The sequence below is a fragment of the Streptomyces sp. G5(2025) genome (assembly GCF_049542075.1).
Classification (GTDB): domain Bacteria; phylum Actinomycetota; class Actinomycetes; order Streptomycetales; family Streptomycetaceae; genus Streptomyces.
Map to the genome: position 1 here is coordinate 37454 of NZ_JBMUZT010000006.1, position 21670 is coordinate 59123.

Below are 21670 nucleotides of genomic sequence, written 5' to 3' on the forward strand. Positions count from 1 at the left end.
CGCGGCGCAGGCGTGTCATCAGGAGGCGAATGCCTCACATACGGCCATCAGACTGTCCCGGAACTCGCCCTGCGGCATGCCCTTGCCGGCACTGAACAGCAGTGGCTCGTCGTAGAGGCCGTCGAACGCCGCGTCGTAGCGTTCGAGGGCTTCCTTCGGGGTGCCGTGGACGGTGAGCACGTCGAGCATCCGGTCGGAGACCGCGGCCGCGGCCGCGGGAACGTCGCGGCGTGCCAGGGCGTTGCGGATGTCGGCGGTTTCACGCTCGAAGCCGTGGAAGGTCATCAGCGGGGCGGCCGATGGCCGGGCGGCGAAGACCGCGACCTGTCGCGCGGCGTGGGTCCGGGCCTGTGCGGGGTGCTCACCGACCGCGCAGATGATCATTCCGGTGATGGGGAGCGGCCGGGCCTGGCTCTCGCCGCGGCGGCGTCCAGTGCGGGACGGACTTCCTCCTCGACGAACGCGCGGCTGCACAGCGGCAGGCCGATCAGGCCGTCGGCCACGGCGCCCGCGGCGTTGATCATCGGCCGACGGCCTGCTGCCACGAGGATCCCCGGGCGGATGTGGCCGTGCTGTCCGGATGCTCCGGCAGCCGCCGACGGCCATGCCGGAAGCAGCGGATCCGCCGCGACCCGGCAACGGTAGAACTCACCGTCGTGTTCCACCGCGGTGGTGTCGAGCTGCCAGATCCGCCGGATCAGCGGTACGAGCTCCGCCAGTCGTGCCGCGGGCCGCTGTGCGTCCGCCCCGTGCCAATCCGCGATCACCTGCTGGTTTCCGGTACCCAGGCCAAGGGTGACGCGTCCCGGAGCGAGCTCGGCCAGCGACCGGAATTCCGTCGCCAAGGTCACCGGGGAGCGGCCCAGGGCCCAGGCGATGGCCGAGCCGAGCCGGATCCTGGAGGTGGCGGCGGCCACCGCGGCCAGCGTCACCACCGCTGAGCGGTCGTAGAACTCGCTCGACCAGAACGACGGCAGTCCCCTCCGTTCGACCTCCCGGGCGACCTGTACGGCCAGCGGCACAGTACCGGCCTGCATCGCCAAACCGGGCCTCGCCGTCTCTGCTTCTTCCACAGCGCTCTCCCCTCCCGATCAACGTGATGTCCCCTCTGGACGCTAGGGCCGAGTCCGGTGTGCGGCTACTTCGACGCTGCGCAAGTCGGAAGAAGCCGGGAGAGCCCGTGGCCACCAGGCTGGTACGGGCGAGGGAAGGAGAAAAGGCATGCGGCGTTTCGATGACATCGTGGTGGGGGCCGGCGGGGCCGGAGCGGTTCTCGCGGCACGGTTGAGTGAGGAGGGCGGCAGGCGCGTCGCCCTGATCGAGGCCGGGCCGCACTACGGGGAGGCCGCTGCCACACCCGCGGACCTGCTCGATGGCAACGCCATGTCGCTGGTGCAGCATTCCTGGGGTCTGACCGCGGCCCTCACCGCCCGTCGCCGCGTCCGGTTTCCCCAAGGCAAGGTGAGCGGCGGCTCGTCGGCGGTCGGGAACACGGTCGCCATCAGGGGTACGCCCGCCGACTACGACGAGTGGGCCGCTCTCGGCAACTCCCTGTGGTCCTGGGAGCAGACCCTGCCCGCGCTGACAGCGCTTGAGGACGATCTCGACTACGGAGACCGGGAGTTTCACGCGGCGGGCGGTGCCCTCCCCATCCGGCGCTGGCGGGCGGAGGAGCTGACGCCTCTTCAGCAGGCGTTCCTGGACGGCTGCGCGGCCGCCGGATACCCGCACGTCACCGATCACAACCACCCCGCGTCGAGCGGGGTCGGGGCGATCCCGTCGACCCGGCGAGATGCCGCGGTGCGCGTGTCGACCGCCATGGCCTACCTGTGGCCCGCCCAGGGCCGCCCCAACCTGGAGATCATCCCCGACTGTCAGGTCGACCGGGTCCTGGTTCGCGATCAGCGGGCGGTCGGGGTCGTCGTCGACGGCGAGGAGCTCCGCGCGGGACGCGTGATCCTCGCTGCGGGAGCGATCGGTTCCCCGGCACTGCTGTGGCGCTCGGGTGTGGGGCCCGCTGACGAGCTGCGCCGCTTGGGCATCGGTGTCCACGCCGACCTGCCGGGCGTGGGCGCCGGGCTGACCGATCAGCCGCGCATCGGGGTGTTCCTCACTCCGAGATCCGGTACAGCCGGTGAGGGCGCTCCCACGGGTCAGATCGTGCTGCGTACGACGTCGTCAGGCAGTACGTCCCGCTTCAATGACATGTACTACGCGATGGTCAATCGGTTCGATCTCACCCACCACTTCCCGAAGTTGCGCGAGGTCGCCGGAGCCCGGAGCGTTTTCGGTGTGATGGCGGTGGCCCGACGCCCGCATTCGCGGGGGCGCGTCGTTCTGGAATCGGCCGATCCGACCGTGCCGCCGCGAATCGACCTCGGCTATCTCTCCGACGAACGGGACTACCCTCTGCTGGCCGAGGCTGTGCGTGGCAGTTGGGAGCTGGCTCATTCCTCGAAGATCCGTGACCAGGGGCGGGAGGTGGTCCTGGTTGAGCAGCGGGTGCTGGACGACGAGGAGTTGATGCGCGGTTACATCGACGAGGCCGTGGACTCCGCCTACAACCCGGTCGGCACCGCGCGGATGGGCCCGGCGAGCGACGGGAGCGCGGTCGTCGACCAGCGCTGCGCGGTCCACGGTCTCAGCGGACTCTATGTCGCCGATGCCTCGGTGATGCCGGCCATGGTGTGTGCCAACACACTGCTCAGCGTGGTGACGATCGCGGAGAGGGCGGCTGGATTCCTGACCGGTCGGTGACCGTTTCACCGCTGCCGGCTCTGCGGCAAGCGGCCCCGCACGCGCATGCGCCGCTCGGGAGAACGCCCCTGTCTCGTCTCTTGCCGCGCCGTTCACCCTGCCCCTATAGGGCCGTTGCGGCGCCTCAACCTCGCACAAGATGCGTCGTTCTCGACGGAATGGTAACCCTTACCACGAAACCTCAACAGTGGTGTCTGCTCCCCGCAACTTCGCTGCCTACCAACCGGTAGCCTGCCAGATTCGCAGTATTGACTTCTGGCATTCTTGATCGGCGCCAAGAGGGCAGCCACGAAGAAGTCGCTGCGGGGGGCGGGGCGAAAAACTCGCGTACCGGTGGGAGCTTGTTGCCCGTGGCGTCGCCGCTCGCGCAGGGAGGGGGGTTGATCACGGCTAGGTGATCACGCAGGTTCAAGTATTCAATCACGGGGGGAATCTTGGACGTTACGCAAATGGCAATAGAGCGAGCTATAGCGACGATGTGGAATCGCTATAACGAGCCGTTGTCACTCGACGACATAGCGGACTCAGCCATCCTGAGCAAATTCTATTTCTCACGCACTTTCCGTGAGGCCACCGGAACGTCACCAGGGCGCTTCTTAGCCGCAGTTCGGCTGTTCCGGGCGAAGAATCTACTGCTGGAGACAGGCAGGAGCGTCACGGATATCGCCTTCGCCGTCGGGTACAGCAGCCTCGGCACGTTCTCCAGTCGCTTCGCGCGCAGTGTCGGCACCTCTCCGGGCCGCTATCGCGCGCTGTCGCAGGACGGCCTGCACGGTCTGGATGCCCGCGTGGCGAACGGAGGTTCCCGCGCGACCATCACCGGCACGATTCGCATCCCGGAGACCGACAAGCCAGTGCGTGTATACGTGGGGGCTTTCCGCACCCCGGTCGTCGAAGGCTTTCCGGTTGCCTGCGACATCCTGGACTCCGCCGGCGCCTACACCCTCGCGGACGTGCCGGCCGGCACGTGGTGTGTGCGTGCCGCCGCGGTCTGTGTGGGCGATGACGAGCCGCGACCGTGGCTGCGCAAACCGGTGTTCCTCGGCCGCGGGGCACAGCTGGCCGTCCGGCAGGACAAGACGCACACCAGCCAGCACATCGCCATGCGCCCGATGATGGCGATCGACGCGCCCATCCTGCTGGCGCTGCCGGAGCTGGACAACTGGGGCGTGTCGAGGCTGAACGGGGTGGCCTGACACCCCTTGCCGGGCCGGTCTCCGCTCACTCCACCGGGGCGAGCGGAGGCCGGAACAGCCCCCAGCCGAACGCCGGCAACCAGGCCTCGGGGTCCGCGGTCCACGCGAGCTCCCTGATCTGCTGGACCGTGCGACGCCCCACCAGAGACCGGTACAGATCATGCCCGGTGCCGAACACGATGGCGTACGGGGCGCCGTCACCGACGTGCCATGCGCCGTCCTTCGTCTCCAGACGCAACGCCGGACATCCCCGCATGGTCACGGCGGCCCGGAAGCCGTCCACGGCGAGCTCGAAGGCGATGGGAAATGCCGGGTGTGCCACCGGGACGGGCAGTCCCAGGGCATGTCGGACATCAACCTCGTGCGTATAGGCATCCATCACCAGAACAGAGCCTGCGCTGGAACCGGCGGTCTCCCGCAGACCGCGATCCACGCGGGCACCGCTGCGGTTCCATTCGGCCAGTAACGCGGGAAGCCCCTCCGCGACATGGTGGGGCGGCGGACCGGCGAGGTTGCGCTCGGCCAAGCGGCAGCTGTCGACCAGGTGCGCCACGGCGTCGTGAACTGTCCACCCGGGGCAGGCTGGTACCTGCGTCCGTGCGGCTTCTGGGCGGCCGGTCAGCGAACGTGTCAGGTTTCGGCGAATGTGGCGATATGCCACCCGAGGGGTTCCTTCTCCGGCCTTGGCGCCCTGCGGCATACGGTACCCGGCATCGCCGTTCATCCTGAGTCCCCCTCACGCGTCGACGACCGCTCAAATCCTGGCTTCCCATCCTGACGCGTAAGAGGGAGTCGCCTCTCGCCATTCCAGTACACCCGCATCGGGTCACGGTAGTGTGCGGCGGTTGCCACGCAAAGACGGCCTACGGGCTGGTCAGGCACTTCCGGCCTCGTCCCGGGCCGACGACGGTCAGCACCACGCTCGACGACCAGGACGCCTTGGACGACTTGGGCGACTTGGGCTGCGCGGGCACCGGAACCGTCCGTCCGCACGGACGTCACTGGGTACTGAGACCAGCCATGCTGGCGCGCCCGGCGGAACCGGGGCTTCTCTTCCCGTGCCGACCTGCGACGGCCTGAAGGGCACGAGACCTCGGCAAGCGAAGAGTAGGCGGTCGGCGCGGTGCCGCCGGAGTCTGGTTGCCGCGTGCCGTGCAGCAGCACTACCGATGAAGGCAGGGGCAATCGTGACCGTTACCAGCACTCGTTATGACATCGCCATCCTGGGCTCCGGCATCGGGGGGTCGATGCTTGCCTGCATCCTTGCCAAGCACGGTATCCGCACCCTGTTGCTGGAAGGTGCCGCACATCCGCGGTTCGCCATCGGCGAGTCGCTCATCCCGGAGACGGGCATCCGGCTGCGCATCATCGGGGAGAAATACGGGGTTCCCGAAATCGGCTGGCTCGGCTCGTTCCACACGTTGCGCGACAACATCAGCAGCGCCTGTGGTGTGAAAAGGTCCTTCAGCTTCATGTACCACTCCGCCGGTCGCGAGCACCAAGGCGAACACGTCAACCAACTGCCGACACTCACACCGCCGATCGGCCCCGACTCGCACCTGTTCCGGCAGGACACCGACGGCTACCTCGCGGCCATGACCGTCCAGTACGGGGCGGACTTCGTCTCTCAGGCCCGGATCGAGAACATCGCCTCGCACGATGGCGGCGTCGATCTGCGGGCGGCTGACGGGACGGTGTACCAGGCCAAGTACTTGATCGACGCCTCGGGCATGCGGTCACCCGTCTCGGACCTGTTCGGCATGCGGGATGAGACACCGCGATTCCGCACCGACACCCGCACACTCTTCACCCACATGGTCGGGGTGAGAAGTGCGGACCTGCTGCTCGACGAGAAGTCCCGCAAGAAGGTGCCCTCACCACTGGGCGAGGCGACGATGCACCACGTCTTCGACGGCGGCTGGCTGTGGGTGATTCCCTTCAACAATCACCGCGAGTCGACCAATCCGGTCGCCAGCGTCGGATTGATGCTCGACCGCACACGCCATTCCCACCGGAAGGGACCCGCGGAGGAGGAGTTCCGCCGCATCATCGCGCGGTACCCGACGATCCAGCGGCATCTCGCACCGGCCAAGGCCGTACGCCCCTGGGTGTCCTCGGGACGGTTGCAGTACTCCTCACCCCACTTGCTCCGGCCCCGGATCCTCCAGCTGCCCCATGCGGCGGGCTTCGTCGACCCGCTGTTCTCCAGCGGGATGTCCGTCCTCGTGGTCGCCGTGGACCTGATCGCCGAAGCGCTGCTCAAGGCCGTCGCCGAGGACGACTTCGCCACCGAGCGGTTCCAGCACATCGAGGACACCGTCAACCGGGCCTTCGACTACTTCGACGACGTCGTGTCAACGTCGTTCGAGTCCTTCGCCAGTTACGACACCTGGAACGCCTGGAACCGCAACTGGGTCCTGGGAAACATGCTCGGTGCCTTCGGCCCGCTGTCCCTCTTCGTCCGCTACCTCAAGAGCGGCGATCCGGCAGACCTAGCCAAGACCACCGAGCCGTCCCGTATGGGCGTGCTCGGCAGCCACCTGCCGGAGGTCGCCGCCACGATCAGCGCCTCTCGACAGGACATCGCGGCGGCGGCGAGCGGCGAGATCACTCATGCCGCGGCCGCCGAACGGATCTTCACCCGACTCGGCGGCCTCGACTTCGTGCCGCCCTACATGGGCTTCGGCAAGCCCGGACAACATGCGGTCGCGACGTTCACGCTGCCGGCCGGGGCTCGGCACGTCACCTGGTATCGCAGGCATGGCTCGGCCGCCTGGCAAGAGAACTGCACCTTCCCCCTGCTGACCTACGCCCGCCATGCCCTGGGCTTCGTGCTCGCCTCGGCGGGCAGCGCGTGGCGGCGCGGGAGCACGGCGGCCCGCGATGTCGTCGTCGCCGGCAATCGCGACTGGACGTACCAGCCGGCCGCGACGAGGGCGCACGGCAAGACGTGGGCCCCCCTCCCGCCGACCGCCCGCCAGGCCGGTCCGGAGCCGGCCGCCGGACACCGGACCGCGGCGTTGTGAGCCGTCGAAGGAGAGAGACGCCGGCCATGCACCCATCCCAGCCGCCCGGCAGCACCGCCCTTCCCGGCGGCGCTGTCCACACCCGTACGCACGAAGGAAAAGGCCATGACACTTCCCGGCCCGCTCACCGCCCCGGCTCCGGGCCGGTGATCGCATGACCACCCCGCGGATCGCGGTCGTCGGCATCGCCTTGCGCTACCCCGACGCCGACAGCCCCGAAGAACTGTGGCGCAACGTGCTGGCCGGACGGCGGGCCTTTCGCCGGCTGCCGGACGAGCGGATACGGGCGGAGGACTACTACTCGCCCGATCCCGACGCACCGGACCGGCACTACAGCCGCATGGCCGCGGTGCTCGAGGGCTTCGAGTTCGACCGCATCGGCTACCGCATCGGCGGATCCACGTTCCGCTCGACCGACATGACCCACTGGCTCGCCCTGGACACCGCACTGCGCGCCTTGGACGACTCCGGCTTCCCGCACGGGCAGGGCCTGCCCAAGGACACGACCGGTGTCGTCATCGGCAACACGCTGACCGGCGAGTTCAGTCGCGCCGGTCTGATGCGGCTGCGCTGGCCCTACGTCAAGCGCACCGTAGGGGCGGCCCTGCGCGAACAGGGCTGGGACGACGCGGACCTCGGCACCTTCCTGGCCCGCCTGGAAGACCGCTACAAGGCCCCCTTCCCACCGGTCACCGAGGACACCCTGGCCGGCGGACTGGCCAACACCATCGCCGGGCGCGTCTGCAACTACTTCGACTTCGGCGGCGGTGGTTACACCGTCGACGGGGCCTGCTCGTCCTCCCTGCTGTCCGTCGCCACCGCCTGCACCGCGCTGGCCACCGGGCAGCTCGACGCCGCGGTGGCCGGTGGCGTGGACCTGAGCATCGACCCGTTCGAGCTCGTCGGCTTCGCGAAGACCGGAGCGCTCTCCACCGGCCAGATGCGCGTGTACGACCAGGACTCCAACGGGTTCTGGCCGGGCGAAGGCTGCGGCATGCTCGTACTGATGCGCGATGAGGACGCCGTGCGTCACAACCGCTTCCGCTACGCCACCATCGCCGGCTGGGGCAGAGCTCCGACGGCAAGGGCGGCATCACCCGGCCCGAGGCCGCAGGCCACCGACGCGCCATCAGCCGTGCCTACGCGGCGGCCGGATTCGGGGTGGAAACCGTCGGCTACTACGAGGGCCACGGCACCGGCACCGCGGTCGGCGATGCCACCGAGCTGGAGGCCTTCACCGGTGCGCGCCGCGCCGCCGACCCGACCGCCCCACCCGCCGCGATCAGCACCGTCAAGGGCAACATCGGCCACACCAAGGCTTCGGCGGGGGTCGCCGGGCTGATCAAGGCGGTGCTCGCGGTCCGGCACCAGATCATCCCCCCTGCCACCGGACACGACCGTCCGCATCCGGTACTCGCGGGCGATGCGCCCGCGCTGCGCGTCCCGAGCAGCGCCGAGCTGTGGCCCGATGGCGCTCCGATCCGGGCCGGCGTCTCCTCGATGGGCTTCGGGGGCATCAACGCGCACATCGTCGTCGAACACGCCGACGGTGTCCGCCGAACCGCCCTGGGAACGACGACGCAGCGCCTGGTCCGCTCCCGGCAGGACACCGAGCTGCTGTTGCTCGACGCCTGCGACCCCACGGAGCTGCGCGGCCGCGTCGCGCGGCTGGCCGCGTTCGTACCTCAGCTGTCGTTCGCCGAACTCGGCGATCTCGCGGCGACGCTCTCCGGTGACCTGGCGGGCGGACCTGTCCGGGCCGCCATCGTCGCCGGCTCCCCGACGAGGCCGAACACCGCCTCCGCACGCTGCTGGAGGCGCTCGACACCGACGCCCGCCACGTCTTCGACCCGGTCGGCGGCGTCTTCCTCGGCGCCGCCGGGAAAGCACCGCGCATCGCCTACCTGTTCCCCGGGCAAGGCGCGGGCCGCGGCGCGGACGGCGGCGCCCTGCGGCGCCGGTTCGCCACCGTGGAGGACCTGTACCGCGGTCTTCGGCTGCCGACGGACGGTGACCAGGTCGCGACCGCGGTCGCGCAGCCGCGTATCGTCGCCGGCTCGGTCGCCGGCCTGCGGGTGCTGGCGCGGCTCGGTGTGACGGCGACGGGAGCTGTCGGGCACAGCCTCGGCGAGCTGTCGGCGTTGCACTGGGCCGGGGCCATGGACGAGGACACTCTGCTGCGCGCCGTCGCCGCCCGCGGCCGACTCATGGACACCGCCGGCGCCGGCGGTGGGGGGATGGCCGGGATCTCGGCGTCGGCCGGCGATGTCCAGACGCTGATAGGCGGCGAGCCGGTGGTCGTGGCCGGCTTCAACAGCCCCACGCAGACGGTGATCAGCGGACCGGCGGCGGCGGTCGAGGCGGTGATGGCACGCGCCCGGGCCCGCGGCATCGCCGCGACCCGCGTCCCGGTCTCGCACGCGTTCCACTCCGACGCCGTCGCGCCGGCCGCGCAGGCCTTCCGTGCGTATCTCGCCGACCGGACCTTCACACCGCCGGCCAGGACCGTGGTCTCGACGGTCACCGGTGCGCCGCTGCCGCCGGACGTCGACGTCCCCGAGTTGTTGACCCGCCAGGTCCTGGATCCCGTCCGGTTCAGCGAGGCGGTCCAGACACTGGCCACGGACGCGGACTTGTTCGTCGAGGTCGGCCCCGGGCAGATCCTGCGGAACCTGGCCGCCCAGATCGCACCATCGGTGCCCGCGGTCTCGCTGACCACCGACGGCCCCTCCCTGGCGGGACTGTTCCGGGCCCTCGGCGCGGCCTACGTGATGGGCGCGCCGATCCGGCACGAGGAGCTGTTCCGCGACCGGTATGTCAAGCCGCTGCCGCTGGACAAGCAGTTCTCCTTCCTGGCCGGCCCGTGCGAGGCCGCGCCGGATCTGAACCTCGCCGTCGACGTGGAGGACCGTCGGCCCAGCGGTGCGCCGTCGGCCGAGACGGAGCAGCCGCCACCGGGGGCCGAGAGCCTGGCCGTGCTGCGGCGGCTGGCCGCCGAGCGGGCCGAACTGCCGCTGGAGGCAGTGCGTGCGGACAGCAACCCGATCGACGAGCTGCATCTGAGCTCGATCACGGTCGGTCAGATCGTGACGCAGGCCGCCCGTGAGCTCGGGGTGAGCACGGTGCTGGCGACGTCGGCCTATGCCACATCGACGCTCACCGAGCTGGCGGCGATGCTGGACGAGCTGGCCGACACGGCACTCGGTGACGACGGGCAGCGCGAACAGGTCGCGGGCGTCGCACCATGGGTACGGTCGTTCACGGTGGACCTGACGCCGGCCCAGCCGGTACCACCGGTCGTGTTTCGGACCTCGCCGGCCGAGTGGGAGGTGTTCGCCACTCGTTCGCACCCGCTGGCTGTGCCGCTCCAGGCGGCGCTGAGCACCGCCGGTCTCGGCGACGGTGTGCTGCTGTGCCTGCCGCGCGAGGCCGACGAGGACCACCTGCCGCTGTTGATATCGGCTGTGCGGGCCGCGCTGTCCCGGGCCCGGCAGGCCCCGGTGCGGCTTGTCGCGGTCGGTGGCCAGCGTGGCGCCGCGGGCATCGCCAAGACGCTGCACCTGGAGGCCCCGAACGTCACCACGACGGTGATTGTCCTGCCGGACCCTGAAGCGCCCTCGGCACGGCGGGTTTCCCGGACGGTCGCCTGTGTGGAGGCTGACGCCGCAGCGACGGAGGGTTTCGCCGAGGTCTGGTACGACGTCGACGGCCGCCGCTCGGTGCCGGTGCTGCGCGCCCTACCGCCAAGCCGGGAGCCATCCCCCGCACCGGTGTTGAGCGAGCAGGACGTGCTGCTGGTCACCGGCGGCGGCAAGGGCATCACCGCCGAGGCGGCCCTGGCACTGGTCGAACACACCGGAGCCGGTCTGGCGCTGCTCGGCCGCTCGGCGCCGGACGCGGACAGGGAACTGGCGGCGAACCTGGAGCGTTTGCGCGCTGCCGGCATTCGATTCCGCTACCTACAGGCCGACGTCACGGCGGCGGATGAGGTGAAGGCGGCCGTTCAGGAGGTACACCGGTGGCTGGGACCGGTCACCGCCGTCCTGCACGGCGCGGGCCGGAACGAACCGCGGGCTCTGGTCAACCTGGACGAGGACACCTTCCGCCGCACCCTGGCCCCCAAGGTCGATGGGCTGAAGACCCTGCTGACGGCCGTGCAGGACGCCCCGCTGCGGCTGCTGGTGACGTTCGGGAGCATCATCGGGCGGGCCGGTCTACGTGGGCAGGGTGACTACGCCACCGCCAACGACTGGCTGACCGATCTCACCCGCCGCTACGGCGAGCAGAACCCGCGGTGTCGCTGCATCGCGATGGAGTGGTCGGTGTGGTCCGGCTCCGGGATGGGTGAGCGGCTCGGTGTGCTGGAGTCGCTGATGCGTGAGGGGATCTCGCCCATACCGGTCGCGGAGGGCGTCGCCACGCTCAAGGAGCTGCTTGCCGCGCCCCGGACACCGGATACCGTCGTGGTGATGGGGCGCGCCGGAGGGCTGCCGACCCTCGCCCTTGAGACCGGTGAGCTTCCGTTGGGCCGCTTCCTGGAGCGACCTCGCATCCACTATCCGCGCATCGAACTCGTCGCCGACGCCGATCTGTCGGCGGCCACCGATGGCTACCTCGCCGATCACATGCTCGATGGCGACCTGCTGTTCCCCGCCGTGCTCGGCATGGAGGCGATGGCCCAAGCGGCCGCTGCGCTGACCGGCCGCACCAGGACACCGGTGTTCACGGACGTGGAGTTCCTACGGCCCATCGTGGTGCCCGCCGACGGCAGCACCACGTTGCGGGTCGCGGTTCTGGCCGATGGCTCGGGCACGGTTCGGGCCGCGCTGCGCTCAAGCGACACCGGCTTCCAGACCGATCACTTCCGGGCCACGCTGTGCTACGAGTCGGCCGCACCGGCAGACGCCTCACGGCCGACCGGCGAAGCAGCCCACCCGACGATCCCTCTCAAGCCCGCCGAGGAGCTCTACGGCTCGGTGCTCTTCCAAGGCGGCCGGTTCCAGCGTCTGTTGGGCTACCAGAAGCTCTCTGCCGACGGCTGCGTGGCACGGATCTCAAGCAGCCCGCGTGCCGACTGGTTCGGCGGCTTCCACCCGGCCGAGCTGACGTTGGCCGACCCCGGGACGCGGGATGCGCTGATGCACTCGATTCAGTGCTGCGTCCCCGACGCGACGCTGCTGCCGGTGTCCGTCCAACGGCTGTGGCCGGCCGATCCCGCCCGCCTCGGATCGTCGGCCGAGGTGACGACGCATGCCACGGAGGTATGGCGGGAGGGCGACACGTATCTCTACGACGTCGACGTTCGGGACGCCGACGGTGCCCTGGTCGAACGCTGGGAGGGGCTGAAGCTCCAGGCAGTGCGCAAGCGGGGTGGCGCTGGTCCGTGGCCTCCGGCACTGCTGGCCGCCTATCTGCAACGCAATGCCGAGCCATACCTGGGTGCCCGCCTGGGCACCGCAGTCGTCCCGGCCGACCCGTCGACGCCGCCCTCCCGCGATACCCGGCGCGCCGCGACCCGTCAGGCGGTGAGCTGGGCCGTCGGCCGGGACACGGAGGTCGGGTATCGCCCGGACGGCAAGCCGCTGGTGCCGGGCCTGGAGGTCTCCTCGGCGCACGGCGCGGGTGTCACGTTCGCCGTCGCCGCGACTGGGCCCGTCGCCTGTGACGTGGAGGCCGTGGGTGTGCGCACCGAGCGTGAGTGGACCGATCTGCTGGGTGCCGACGGCGCCTCGCTGGCCCGCCTGATCGCCGCCGAGCGTGGTGAGGGCCTCAACATCGCGGCCACCCGGGTCTGGGGGGCGATCGAGTGCCTGCGCAAAGCGGGCCATGCGCAGGCGACGCTGATGAGCGAGGCGTCGCCGGGTGGCGCGAGTGGGCCGTGGACGGCGTTGCGTGGAGGGTTCATCCGGATCGCGTCGTTCGTGACGACGCTGGCGGGTATCGAGGAGCCGGTCGTGTTCACGATGGCGATGGACGAAGGCGGGGTCGGAGAGTGAAACAGTTCTACGAGTATCGACATGTGGTCGGCTTCGAGGAGACCAACCTCGTCGGCAACGTCTACTACGTCAACTACCTGAGCTGGCAGGGCCGCTGCCGGGAGATGTTCCTGCGTGAGCATGCTCCGGACATCATCGCCGAGCTGCGGGACGATCTGAAGCTGTTCACGCTGACCGTGGACTGTGAGTTCCTGGCCGAGATCACCGCGTTCGACGAACTGTCGATCCGCATGCGTCTGGTGGATCTCACGCAGACACAGATCGAGTTCTCCTTCGACTATGTGCGGTTGCGGGAAGGTCTGGAGGATCTGGTGGCGCGTGGACGGCAGCGGGTGGCCTGCATGCGTGGTCCGAACACCGCGACCCGGCCGGCTCCGGTGCCTCCGTCACTGCGCGCCGCTCTGTGCCGTTACGCGAAGACGGCGGGGCCGCCTCCGCCCCGCAGTGCGGGCAGCTCCGGGCCGGCCGCCATGGCCACCCTGCCGGGCAAGGGTTGATGGCGATGGGTGTGCACAGGGCGGCTCGCCCGCGCCCGGCGGAACCGTCGCGGGCGCTGCCGCCCCGGCCTGCCGGGGCCGGGGCGACGGGAGGCGGGGATCTCGGCCCTCGGGAACTCCGCGGGGTCTTCGGCCGGTTCGCCACCGGCGTCACGGTGGTCACCGCGGGCCGGGACGAGCCGCGCGGCATGACCGCCAACTCGTTCACGTCGGTTTCCCTCACCCCGCCACAAATCCTGGTGTGTGTGCTGCGCGACGCTTCCATGCACCGGGTGATCCTCGAACACCACGCGTTTGGGGTGTCGGTGCTGTCGGAGCGCCAGGAACGGCTCGCACGTCACTTCGCTGACAGCCGTCGCCCGCGTGGCGCGCAGGAGTTCGCGACCGTGGATGTGACTCAGGGGCCGTGCACGGGTGTACCCGTCCTCGGCGGTTCCCTGGCCTGGTTCGAGTGTGGCCTGGCGGCCGTCTATGACGGTGGCGACCACTCGATCTTCCTCGGCGACGTTCTGCACCTCGGCCATGGCCCGGACGAGGATGCGCTGCTGTTCTACGCCGGGGCGTTTCGCCGGCTGGAGGGCCATGCCGACCGGCGCGGACACCTGCCGCCAACCGCCTCCGGGTCACCGGAACAGCGCACCCACGGAGAAGACCACACAGGTTCGCCCCTGTTGTGATGACTGCAACCGAGACCGGAGGATCGCCCATGTCGGCCAGCACACATGCTCATCAGCCGCGTGCCCGCCATCTTGTGGAGGCACTCAACGGCAGACATCACCGGGCCGCACTACGGATCTTCGCGTTCCTGGTCATCGCGCACTGGGCGGAACACATCGCCCAGGCGGTCCAGATATACGTGTGGGGTTGGCGTGTGCCCGAAGCCCGCGGTGTGCTGGGGATTCCCTTTCCGTGGCTGGTCACCTCGGAGTGGATGCACTACGGGTATGCCCTGCTCATGCTCGCCGGGTTCATGCTCTTGCGTCCCGGGTTCGCCGGCACCTCGCGCACCTGGTGGAACGTCGCGCTCGGCATCCAGATCTGGCACCACTTCGAGCACCTGCTGCTACTCCTGCAAGCACTGACCGGCACGCATCTGGCGAGCAAGCCGGTGCCGACGAGCATCGTCCAGCTGGTGGCTCCGCGCGTCGAGCTCCATCTGTTCTACAACGCGTTGGTCACCCTTCCGATGGTCGTGGCCATGCTGTGGCACAGCAGGCCTGCGAAGCGCGACTCCGAAGCCCCCCGCTGTACGTGTGCCGACCCCGCACCGGTGTAGGCGACCATGGCGGGCACCCTCACACGTCGCCGTCCCTCACGGCTTACCTCGTTCGCCATCCTGGTGACCGCCTGCCTGCTGCTGTACGTGTCGCTGCCCAACCTCGGCAGAGCCATCCATACGGCCACGGTCGACGGCACGCCGGGCACCTTCACCGCGCGCCGGCTCCAGTGCGTCAGCCACCCCGGCCATGAAAGCTGCGGCTGGTCGGGAACGTTTCGCTCGCGCGATCGGACGCTCGAATTCCGGTCCGTGACGCTGTACGGCAGCGGCCGGGATTCTCTGCGCCAAGGCGAGCGGGTGAAGGCCGTGGACATGGGCATGCCCGGCCGCGTCTACCGCCCGGGAGGATCGGGCGAATGGATCCTCGTCGTGCTGCTGCTGCTCGCCGGATACGGCCTGCTGGCCCTGTTCGCCCAGCGGCATCTGCTGCCGCCGCCCCGCTCGGCCTCCGCCGGCCCACCGCGGCCGGCAGCGACCCCTGCCTCGAACGCCGCGGCGGAGCCGGAGCGGCTCGGCTGATCTCCACGCCGGTCCCCCGCGACTCGCTGCCGACACCGGTCGTCGCCCCACTGTCGGCCCAGTGTCCTGCGCCAGTCGTTGCAGGCACTGTGGCGGCGGTCCCGGCCAGGCCGGCCGCCCACCATCAGCGTCGATCAGGCGGCAGCGGTCGGGGTCACGCCGTGGGAGGAGATCCTCGACTCCCCCGCGGGCCGATGCCAAGGCGGCCGACGGGGCGGGGCCGGTCCTGGAGCGGATCCGGCGCAGCATCGTCACCAAGGGGCCGCCATGAGCCAAGTGGCCTGTGTCTCCCGGTGGTCCACGGGGGCCACGCCCACGACTGCCGTCGGCTCGCCCTCGAAGTCGTTTGTGTCCACTGCCACGACTTCGTGACTGCCACTGCCCGTCTGGTGTGTGAACGCCAGCACCCAGCCATCACCTTCGGGCGCGAGCGGCGAGCGCGGCACGAAGACCGGTGCGCCGAAGACACGGCCCGAACCCGGACCGTGGATCTGCCGTGTCCCCGTGACCAGGTCGTGGCGAATCAGCGCACTGCCGCGACCGGAGGTGTGCGTGAGCCGCGTCGCGAAGCCGTAGCGGCACTCGGATCCCCGGTGGCGTGGATCGACCGTGGGCGAACCCTGCGCGTGGTGGTCGAGCACCTCGCCCGCGGCGGTCATCCTGACGGGGTCGAGCGTGAAGCGCCACAGCGTTGGCCCTGCGGCGCCGGGCCGCACCGTGTCGAGCACCAGCCGGTCGTCGGTCAGATCGAACGCGTTCAGCACAGACCCCACGCATCCGGGCTCGATATCGACCCAGGTGAGCTGGTGCGCGGTGCCCGCGCGCGGCATGATGCCGATCCTGCCCGGTGCGTGGAACACCGCGTGGCGGTGCGTCACCGCGAAGGCCGGCGTCTCCCGGCACGATGACGTCGGGATCGGCTCGCGCCTGCGCACGCGCCCGCGCGCGTCGACGACTACGTACCACAGGTGCGGGGCTGCCGCGGTGGTGACCGCTGCGAACAGTTCGCCGGTCAGCGGATCGTGCACGGCGTTCGCCGCGAAACCGAACGGCAGCGTGCCGTCGAAGTCGTGACGCGCCTTGGTGGCGAAGTCCGGCGTGAGTTCGTACGGCAGCACGCCTTCGCCGAGGGCCAGGATGCGGCCGGCGTGCTGGATCACGGCGCTGTTGGCGTTGTCGGACGGGCAGACGCGCGGGCCCGGAGCCGGTAACTCGCCGGTGATCCTGCACACGAGGTCGGTGCGGACGCGGCGCGTGCGAAACCATTCGGCGTGGCCCTGGCGTATCCGTAACGCCGCCACCAGCGGCTGGCCGTCGGCGCGGTCCGGACCGATCCGAAGCAGTGTTCCGTGCAGCTGCTCGGGGAGTTCGCCCTTGACCGGCAGCGCGCTGATCTCCGTTTCCTCCAGGCGCGCGTGGCGGCGCAGCGGCGCTCGGGGAGCTAACGGGATTGCTGGGGCCATCAGGGCTCACCACCAAGGCGAATTGCCGTTACGTAACAGTGCTTGCCAATGTCGCCGGGCCGGGCGCATCCTGTCAAGGGTGAGTCCTCGCCCACTGCAGCCCGAAGTGCGCAACGCCCTGCTGGAGGCCGCCGCCTCGGTCCTGGCCGAGGAAGGCCCCGGCGGTCTGAGCAGCCGCCGCCTGGCCAAGGACGTCGGCACATCGTCGACGGCCGTCTACACCTATTTCGGGAGCATGAACGACCTGGTCCGTGCCATCGTGCACGAAGGGTTCGCGCGGCTGAACGTAAGCATGACCGCGATCGGCGACTCCGACGACCCGGTCGCCGACGTGGTCGCACACGGCCGGGTCTATCGCTGGAACGCCTTTCACCACACGCACCTGTACCAGGTGATGCTCGGCTTGGGGAACGTCGCGGGGTTCTCCCTGACCGATGACGACCGACGCCACGGGCGCTACGTACTCGACATCCTCATCGCCTCGGTCCGGCGTTGCATGGACGGCGGCCGGTTCCGGGAGGGCGACGCCGAACTGGTGGCTCATCAGTTCTGGACAGCTCTGCACGGCATCGTCACGCTTGAACTCGGCGGCTACCTCTTCGAACCCTACGACGCCGAGTCGTGCTTCCACGCGCAGGTCCACAGTCTGCTGGTCGGAAACGGTGACGACCGCCGAGCGGCACACGCGTCCATGCGCCGTGCCGTCGACATCGCCGATCGTGCCCTGAACGGGGCGTGAGGACGCCGCGTCCTGGGCGGCACGCAGGAAGAAGCCTCGCCCGCCGCCCCCTGGCTAGGCTCCCGAGTCGAGTTCCGACCGGCTTCACCGTCAGGGCGGAAGTGGGGTGACGTCCTGCCGCCGCAGCGGCGGCCCGCTCGCTGTGCCGCCCGGGCACCGCTCGCCTCCACCGGTGAGCAGGCCCCGACGCGCATCCTCTCCGTCACGAAAGGCCCGCACATGACGAGCGAGCGACGTTCCCTCACCTTCTTCGAGTCCATGTTCTATCGCTTCAACATCGGTCCGGTCGTGGCGAGCGTCGCCCTGGAGGCGAGGGTGGATACGGCGGCCATGGGACGGGCCGTGCGCCTGCTGGAGCGCGACTATCCGCTGCTCCGCTGCTCCTTTTGTCAGACCGGCGACGACATCACGTTGGAACTGGCCGACCACGGGCCGGGATTGACCCTGGTCGAGCCGGGGTCGAACGGTCTTGCGGACGAGCTGAACGTCTCCCTCGCGCGGAACCGCCCGGTCTACCGCATCTCGCTGTCCCAGGACACCGAGTCGGCGCTGCTCAGCTTCGCCGGCGACCACGCCGGCAGTGACGGCCGACTGAACTCGCTCCTGCTGCGCCGGTTGCTGGGCTACTACGCTGATCTGCTGTGCGGAGCCGAACCCGAACCGACCGGAAGGCGCGCGTTCGAAGGATCCCTGGAGGAAGCACTCCTCGCCGCGTACGAACCAGGGCCGTTGCGGACCCCCGCCCATACCGATCCGCCGTTGACACTGGCCGGCGACGCCGCTGCGCCCGGCGCGCTGGCGGTGCGCAGTTTCAGCTTCGCACCGGACGCGACCGCCGCGCTGATCGCCGCGGCCCGGCGGGAAGGGATATCCATCCCCAACCTGCTGGCCGGGGCGCTGGCATGCGCGGTGCGCGCCCACTTCCCCGAGGCCGGACCGCTACCGGTCGCACCGGCCTTCGCCGTGGACCTGCGCCCGCGCGTCGATCCGCCGATCGCACCGGATGCGCCGTTCTGCTGTGTGGCCCGCTTGGTGTGCTCCACCGGCGTAGACGCCGGCGACCAGCCCGGCGAGGTGGGCCGACGCATCGCCGCGCAGTTGCGGAGGGCCTTGGACCGAAACGAGATCCAGCACCGACTGGTGTCCCAGCGAGCCGCCGGAAAGCCGATGCCGCTGCCACCGATCTCCTTCATGGTGTCGAACATCGGTGTCATCCAGGACTATCCCGTGCCCGACGGACTGCGGGTCATCGACAGTCGGTGGGCCGGGACATCCCGCGGACCGGTTCCGACGCTCTTCGGTTCGACCGTGGGCGGGCGGCTCACCCTTGATCTGGTCCATGACACCGCGTTCCACCACACCGAGGTGATCGACGATGTGGCGAAGCATTTCGAGACGGCACTGACGACCGGGCAGAGCTGACGGACCCGCGCCCGGCGAGGGGTTGACCAAGCTGTCTGAGAACGCAGCACGCGCGAAGAAGCCTGTTCCCTTTTGGGAGTGACATCGTCGGGGGAACCCGCGGAGACAGAGCGTGAGTCACCTGCCAACTGAGGTCGCAGAACGGAGCGAAGAAGGATGCGGCTGTCGGAGCTCAGCGAGCGCAGCGACGTATCCACCGCGACGATCAAGTATTACCTGCGTGAGGGGCTCCTCCCTCCCGGCGAACGGGTGAACGCCACCGTGGCCGACTACGGCGAGGGGCACCTGCATCGCCTGCGCCTGGTGCGGGCGTTGCTCCAGGTCGGCGGCATCCCGGTGGCTCGCGCCCGGCAGGTACTCGCGACCATGGATGACAGCGCGGCGGACCTCGACAAGCGGCTCGACACCGTGGTTCAGGCTCTGCCGTGCCCCTCCGGCGATGCGGACGAGGTCGGCGGTGCCCGGGCCCGACGGGTCGCAGCCGATCTGCTGGAGCAGGTCGGGTGGGCGGCCGGTACGCAGCGCGGCGAGGAGTGCCGTGCGTACCAGATGCTGGTGGGCGCCATCGCGGCGTTGGACTGGCTCGGTTACCCGTACGACGCCCAGCAGCTCGCTCCGTATGCCCGGCGTGCGGCCGAGTTGGCGGACCACGATGTCAAGGTTTTGCAGTGTCTGGGCCCTCACATGTCAACGGCAGAGGCAGCGGTGACACTCGCTGTGCTGCTTGAGCCGCTGATGGTGGCGTTGCGGCGACTGGCGATCGTCGCGCCACGTCAGCGGCGCACCGTGTGAGGCGCCCGAATCACACACCTATTCCGGAATAGGGCCTCCGGAGAAAGAACACCCGCGGCCGGCATGGCGGCACAGTTGTGCAGGAACGTGCCCGACAACTTGCTGCACTGTCCGAAGGTGGCCGGAGTGCCCGACGAATTGTCAAGCTGGTCGCGTCACCACGCCACGTGAAAACCTTCTTCGACGGGGTTCCCAGTGCCGCCTGAAGTCAGCCCGGAACAAAGAGGAACGGCCCTTTGCCGACGCGGCGTACACCTGACCGGCATCGCATGGTGCGCGAATTCAGCAGCCGAACTCCGCGGATGGCGTGCGTAATTCCGGCGAATGAGCCGGGCCGATCCGGTCCGGTCCGGCTCTGAACACAGCAGCAACGGAGGCAGATGCCATGTCAGTCCCGCGAGTTCCCGTACTCATCGTCGGAGGCGCCTACACCGGGCTCACCACCGCTTTGAGCCTTGCCGCACGCGGTGTGCACCCGCTGCTGGTGGAGCGTCGGCCGAGTACGTCCACACTGCCGAAGGCATGGGGGCTCAACACGCGTTCTCAGGAGTTGCTCAACACACTGCCCGGCGTGGCACAGCGGATCCGCAGCGCCCTCGGGGACGCCCAGTGGCCCCGCATCAGCCACGGCACGTCCATAGCCGATCCCGAGCGACGCTACCTCGACCCGCTGGCCGGGCAGCCCGACCCGCAGGAGCTCTCCTCGGTGCCGCCGCTGGCGTGGGTGTCGCAGGCCCAGGTCGAGGAGATCCTCCGCCAGAGCGCCGAGGAGGCCGGCGCGGAGGTGTGCCTCGGCACCGAGATGGTCTCCTTCGTCCAGGACGACGAGAAGGTCACCGCGACACTGCGTGACGTGTCCACCGGGCGTGAGCATGTGGTCGAGGCGGACTACATGGTGGCGGCCGACGGGAACATGAGCCCGATCCGGGAGGCGCTCGGCATTCCCGTCGAAGGCAGTGGAGTCATCGGCCACATGTACATCCTCACTTTCGAGGCCGATCTGACGCGCTACGTGGAAAAGGGCGCGGTCGAGGTCATCGGGATGCCCGGCAGCGGTTCCAGCTTCATCCTGGACGGCTCCGAGCGGCACACCCTGTGGGTCGATTACTTCCCCGAACGGGGCCAGACGCCGGATGACTTCACCGAGACCCGCTGCCTGGAGCGGATCCGTCACGCCATCGGCGACCCCGAGATCGACGTCACCTTCATCAACGCCCGCTTCTTCGCCATCAACCACAAAATGGCCGAACGGTTCCGCGAGGGCCGTGTCTTCCTGGCCGGTGACTCCGCGCACGCCTGCCCGCCCAACGGCGGCCAGGGCGGCAACCTCGCCATTCAGGACGCCTACGACCTGTCCTGGCGGCTCGCGCTGGTGCTCACCGGGCAGGCCGGGCCCGGCCTGCTGAACACGTACGAGATCGAGCGGCGCCCGCTCATCGACATCACTCTTGAGCGTGAGGTCGAACTGGCGAAGATCTCCGAAGGCCGCGTGCCCGCCAGCTACAACCCGGCCGACCCCGGCGCCCCCATCCCCATGGCCAAGGAGTTCCTGGGCTTCCGGTGCCACTCCGCCGCGGTCCGCACCGAGGCCGACGACGACGGCAGCCTGCAGGAAGATCCGTGGCACCCCACCGGGCGCCCCGGCGGCCGGGCTCCGCACGTCGTGCTCACCGACGGTCCGCGGACGCTCTCCACCCACGATCTGTTCGGCCGCGGTTTCGTGCTCCTTGCCGGGTACGAAGCCCCGGAGTGGGTCACGGCCGCCGAAAAGGTCGCCCGCCGACTCGGCGTCACCCTGGCCGCGTACCGCCTCGGTGATCGCTTCGTCGACGGCGACGACGTCTGGTGCGGCCGTTACGGGGTCGAACCGACCGGTGCCACGCTGATCCGCCCCGACGCCGTCGTGGCCTGGCGCGGCAAGCAGGCGGCGGACGATCCGGAGCACGAGCTCACCACGGCCCTCACCGCGATACTCACACGTTGA

General features: G+C 69.8%; 15 protein-coding genes and 2 pseudogenes. 14 read left to right on the top strand and 3 right to left on the bottom strand.

Going from position 1 to position 21670, the window contains the following annotated elements:
• Positions 1-18: 18 nt before the first annotated feature.
• A pseudogene (locus ACOBQB_RS10880) lies at positions 19-1037 on the bottom strand (LLM class flavin-dependent oxidoreductase).
• 184 nt (positions 1038-1221) lie between these two features.
• On the opposite strand from ACOBQB_RS10880, the gene ACOBQB_RS10885 reads away from it, so the two are divergent.
• Together ACOBQB_RS10885 and ACOBQB_RS10890 are read left to right on the top strand one after the other, a co-directional pair.
• A complete protein-coding gene (locus ACOBQB_RS10885; RefSeq protein WP_423590954.1) occupies positions 1222-2757 on the top strand; it encodes a GMC family oxidoreductase in 1536 nt (511 codons plus the stop codon).
• A gap of 500 nt (positions 2758-3257) precedes the next feature.
• Complete coding sequence (locus tag ACOBQB_RS10890; protein ID WP_423590955.1) at positions 3258-3953, top strand: helix-turn-helix transcriptional regulator; 696 nt, start codon at positions 3258-3260, stop codon at positions 3951-3953.
• A gap of 25 nt (positions 3954-3978) precedes the next feature.
• Here the strand turns inward: ACOBQB_RS10890 and ACOBQB_RS10895 are convergent, their stop codons facing one another.
• On the bottom strand, positions 3979-4677 hold the full coding sequence (locus ACOBQB_RS10895) for a maleylpyruvate isomerase family mycothiol-dependent enzyme (RefSeq protein ID WP_423590957.1): 699 nt from the start codon (positions 4675-4677) through the stop codon (positions 3979-3981).
• Between the two features lie 463 nt (positions 4678-5140).
• Between ACOBQB_RS10895 and ACOBQB_RS10900 the strand changes: the two genes are divergently transcribed.
• The 8 genes and pseudogenes from ACOBQB_RS10900 to ACOBQB_RS10935 all read left to right on the top strand — a co-directional run bounded on the left by ACOBQB_RS10900 (position 5141) and on the right by ACOBQB_RS10935 (position 15270).
• Positions 5141-6979 (top strand): NAD(P)/FAD-dependent oxidoreductase, encoded by a 1839-nt coding sequence (locus ACOBQB_RS10900; RefSeq protein WP_423590959.1) that lies wholly within the window; start codon positions 5141-5143, stop codon positions 6977-6979.
• 154 nt (positions 6980-7133) lie between these two features.
• Positions 7134-7943: pseudogene (locus ACOBQB_RS10905) on the top strand (beta-ketoacyl synthase N-terminal-like domain-containing protein); the annotation flags it as partial.
• Positions 7944-8107: 164 nt separating this feature from the next.
• Positions 8108-9076, top strand: coding sequence for a hypothetical protein (locus ACOBQB_RS10910; RefSeq protein ID WP_423598416.1), 969 nt, complete (start codon positions 8108-8110; stop codon positions 9074-9076).
• Positions 8959-12975, top strand: coding sequence for an SDR family NAD(P)-dependent oxidoreductase (locus tag ACOBQB_RS10915; protein ID WP_423598418.1), 4017 nt, complete (start codon positions 8959-8961; stop codon positions 12973-12975). The genes ACOBQB_RS10910 and ACOBQB_RS10915 overlap by 118 nt, the downstream gene beginning before the upstream one ends.
• Positions 12972-13472 carry an acyl-CoA thioesterase gene (locus ACOBQB_RS10920; RefSeq protein WP_423590961.1) on the top strand — a complete coding sequence of 167 codons (501 nt, stop codon included), beginning with the start codon at positions 12972-12974 and terminating at the stop codon, positions 13470-13472. Before ACOBQB_RS10915 ends, ACOBQB_RS10920 begins: the two co-directional genes overlap by 4 nt.
• A gap of 5 nt (positions 13473-13477) precedes the next feature.
• Complete coding sequence (locus ACOBQB_RS10925; protein ID WP_423590963.1) at positions 13478-14149, top strand: flavin reductase family protein; 672 nt, start codon at positions 13478-13480, stop codon at positions 14147-14149.
• A gap of 29 nt (positions 14150-14178) precedes the next feature.
• Entirely contained in the window at positions 14179-14748 is a 570-nt protein-coding gene (locus tag ACOBQB_RS10930; protein ID WP_423590965.1) for a hypothetical protein, read from the top strand.
• 6 nt (positions 14749-14754) lie between these two features.
• A complete protein-coding gene (locus ACOBQB_RS10935; RefSeq protein WP_423590966.1) occupies positions 14755-15270 on the top strand; it encodes a hypothetical protein in 516 nt (171 codons plus the stop codon).
• A gap of 251 nt (positions 15271-15521) precedes the next feature.
• Here the strand turns inward: ACOBQB_RS10935 and ACOBQB_RS10940 are convergent, their stop codons facing one another.
• Positions 15522-16733: a carotenoid oxygenase family protein gene (locus ACOBQB_RS10940; protein WP_423590968.1), complete on the bottom strand. Its 1212-nt coding sequence runs from the start codon at positions 16731-16733 to the stop codon at positions 15522-15524.
• 79 nt (positions 16734-16812) lie between these two features.
• On the opposite strand from ACOBQB_RS10940, the gene ACOBQB_RS10945 reads away from it, so the two are divergent.
• From ACOBQB_RS10945 to ACOBQB_RS10960, 4 genes are all read left to right on the top strand, one after another.
• A complete protein-coding gene (locus ACOBQB_RS10945) occupies positions 16813-17472 on the top strand; it encodes a TetR/AcrR family transcriptional regulator (RefSeq protein WP_423590970.1) in 660 nt (219 codons plus the stop codon).
• Between the two features lie 258 nt (positions 17473-17730).
• Entirely contained in the window at positions 17731-18894 is a 1164-nt protein-coding gene (locus ACOBQB_RS10950; protein ID WP_423590972.1) for a phthiocerol/phthiodiolone dimycocerosyl transferase family protein, read from the top strand.
• A gap of 156 nt (positions 18895-19050) precedes the next feature.
• Positions 19051-19686 (top strand): MerR family transcriptional regulator, encoded by a 636-nt coding sequence (locus ACOBQB_RS10955; RefSeq protein ID WP_423590974.1) that lies wholly within the window; start codon positions 19051-19053, stop codon positions 19684-19686.
• A gap of 385 nt (positions 19687-20071) precedes the next feature.
• Positions 20072-21670, top strand: a complete 1599-nt coding sequence (locus tag ACOBQB_RS10960; RefSeq protein ID WP_423590976.1) for an FAD-dependent monooxygenase — start codon at positions 20072-20074, stop codon at positions 21668-21670.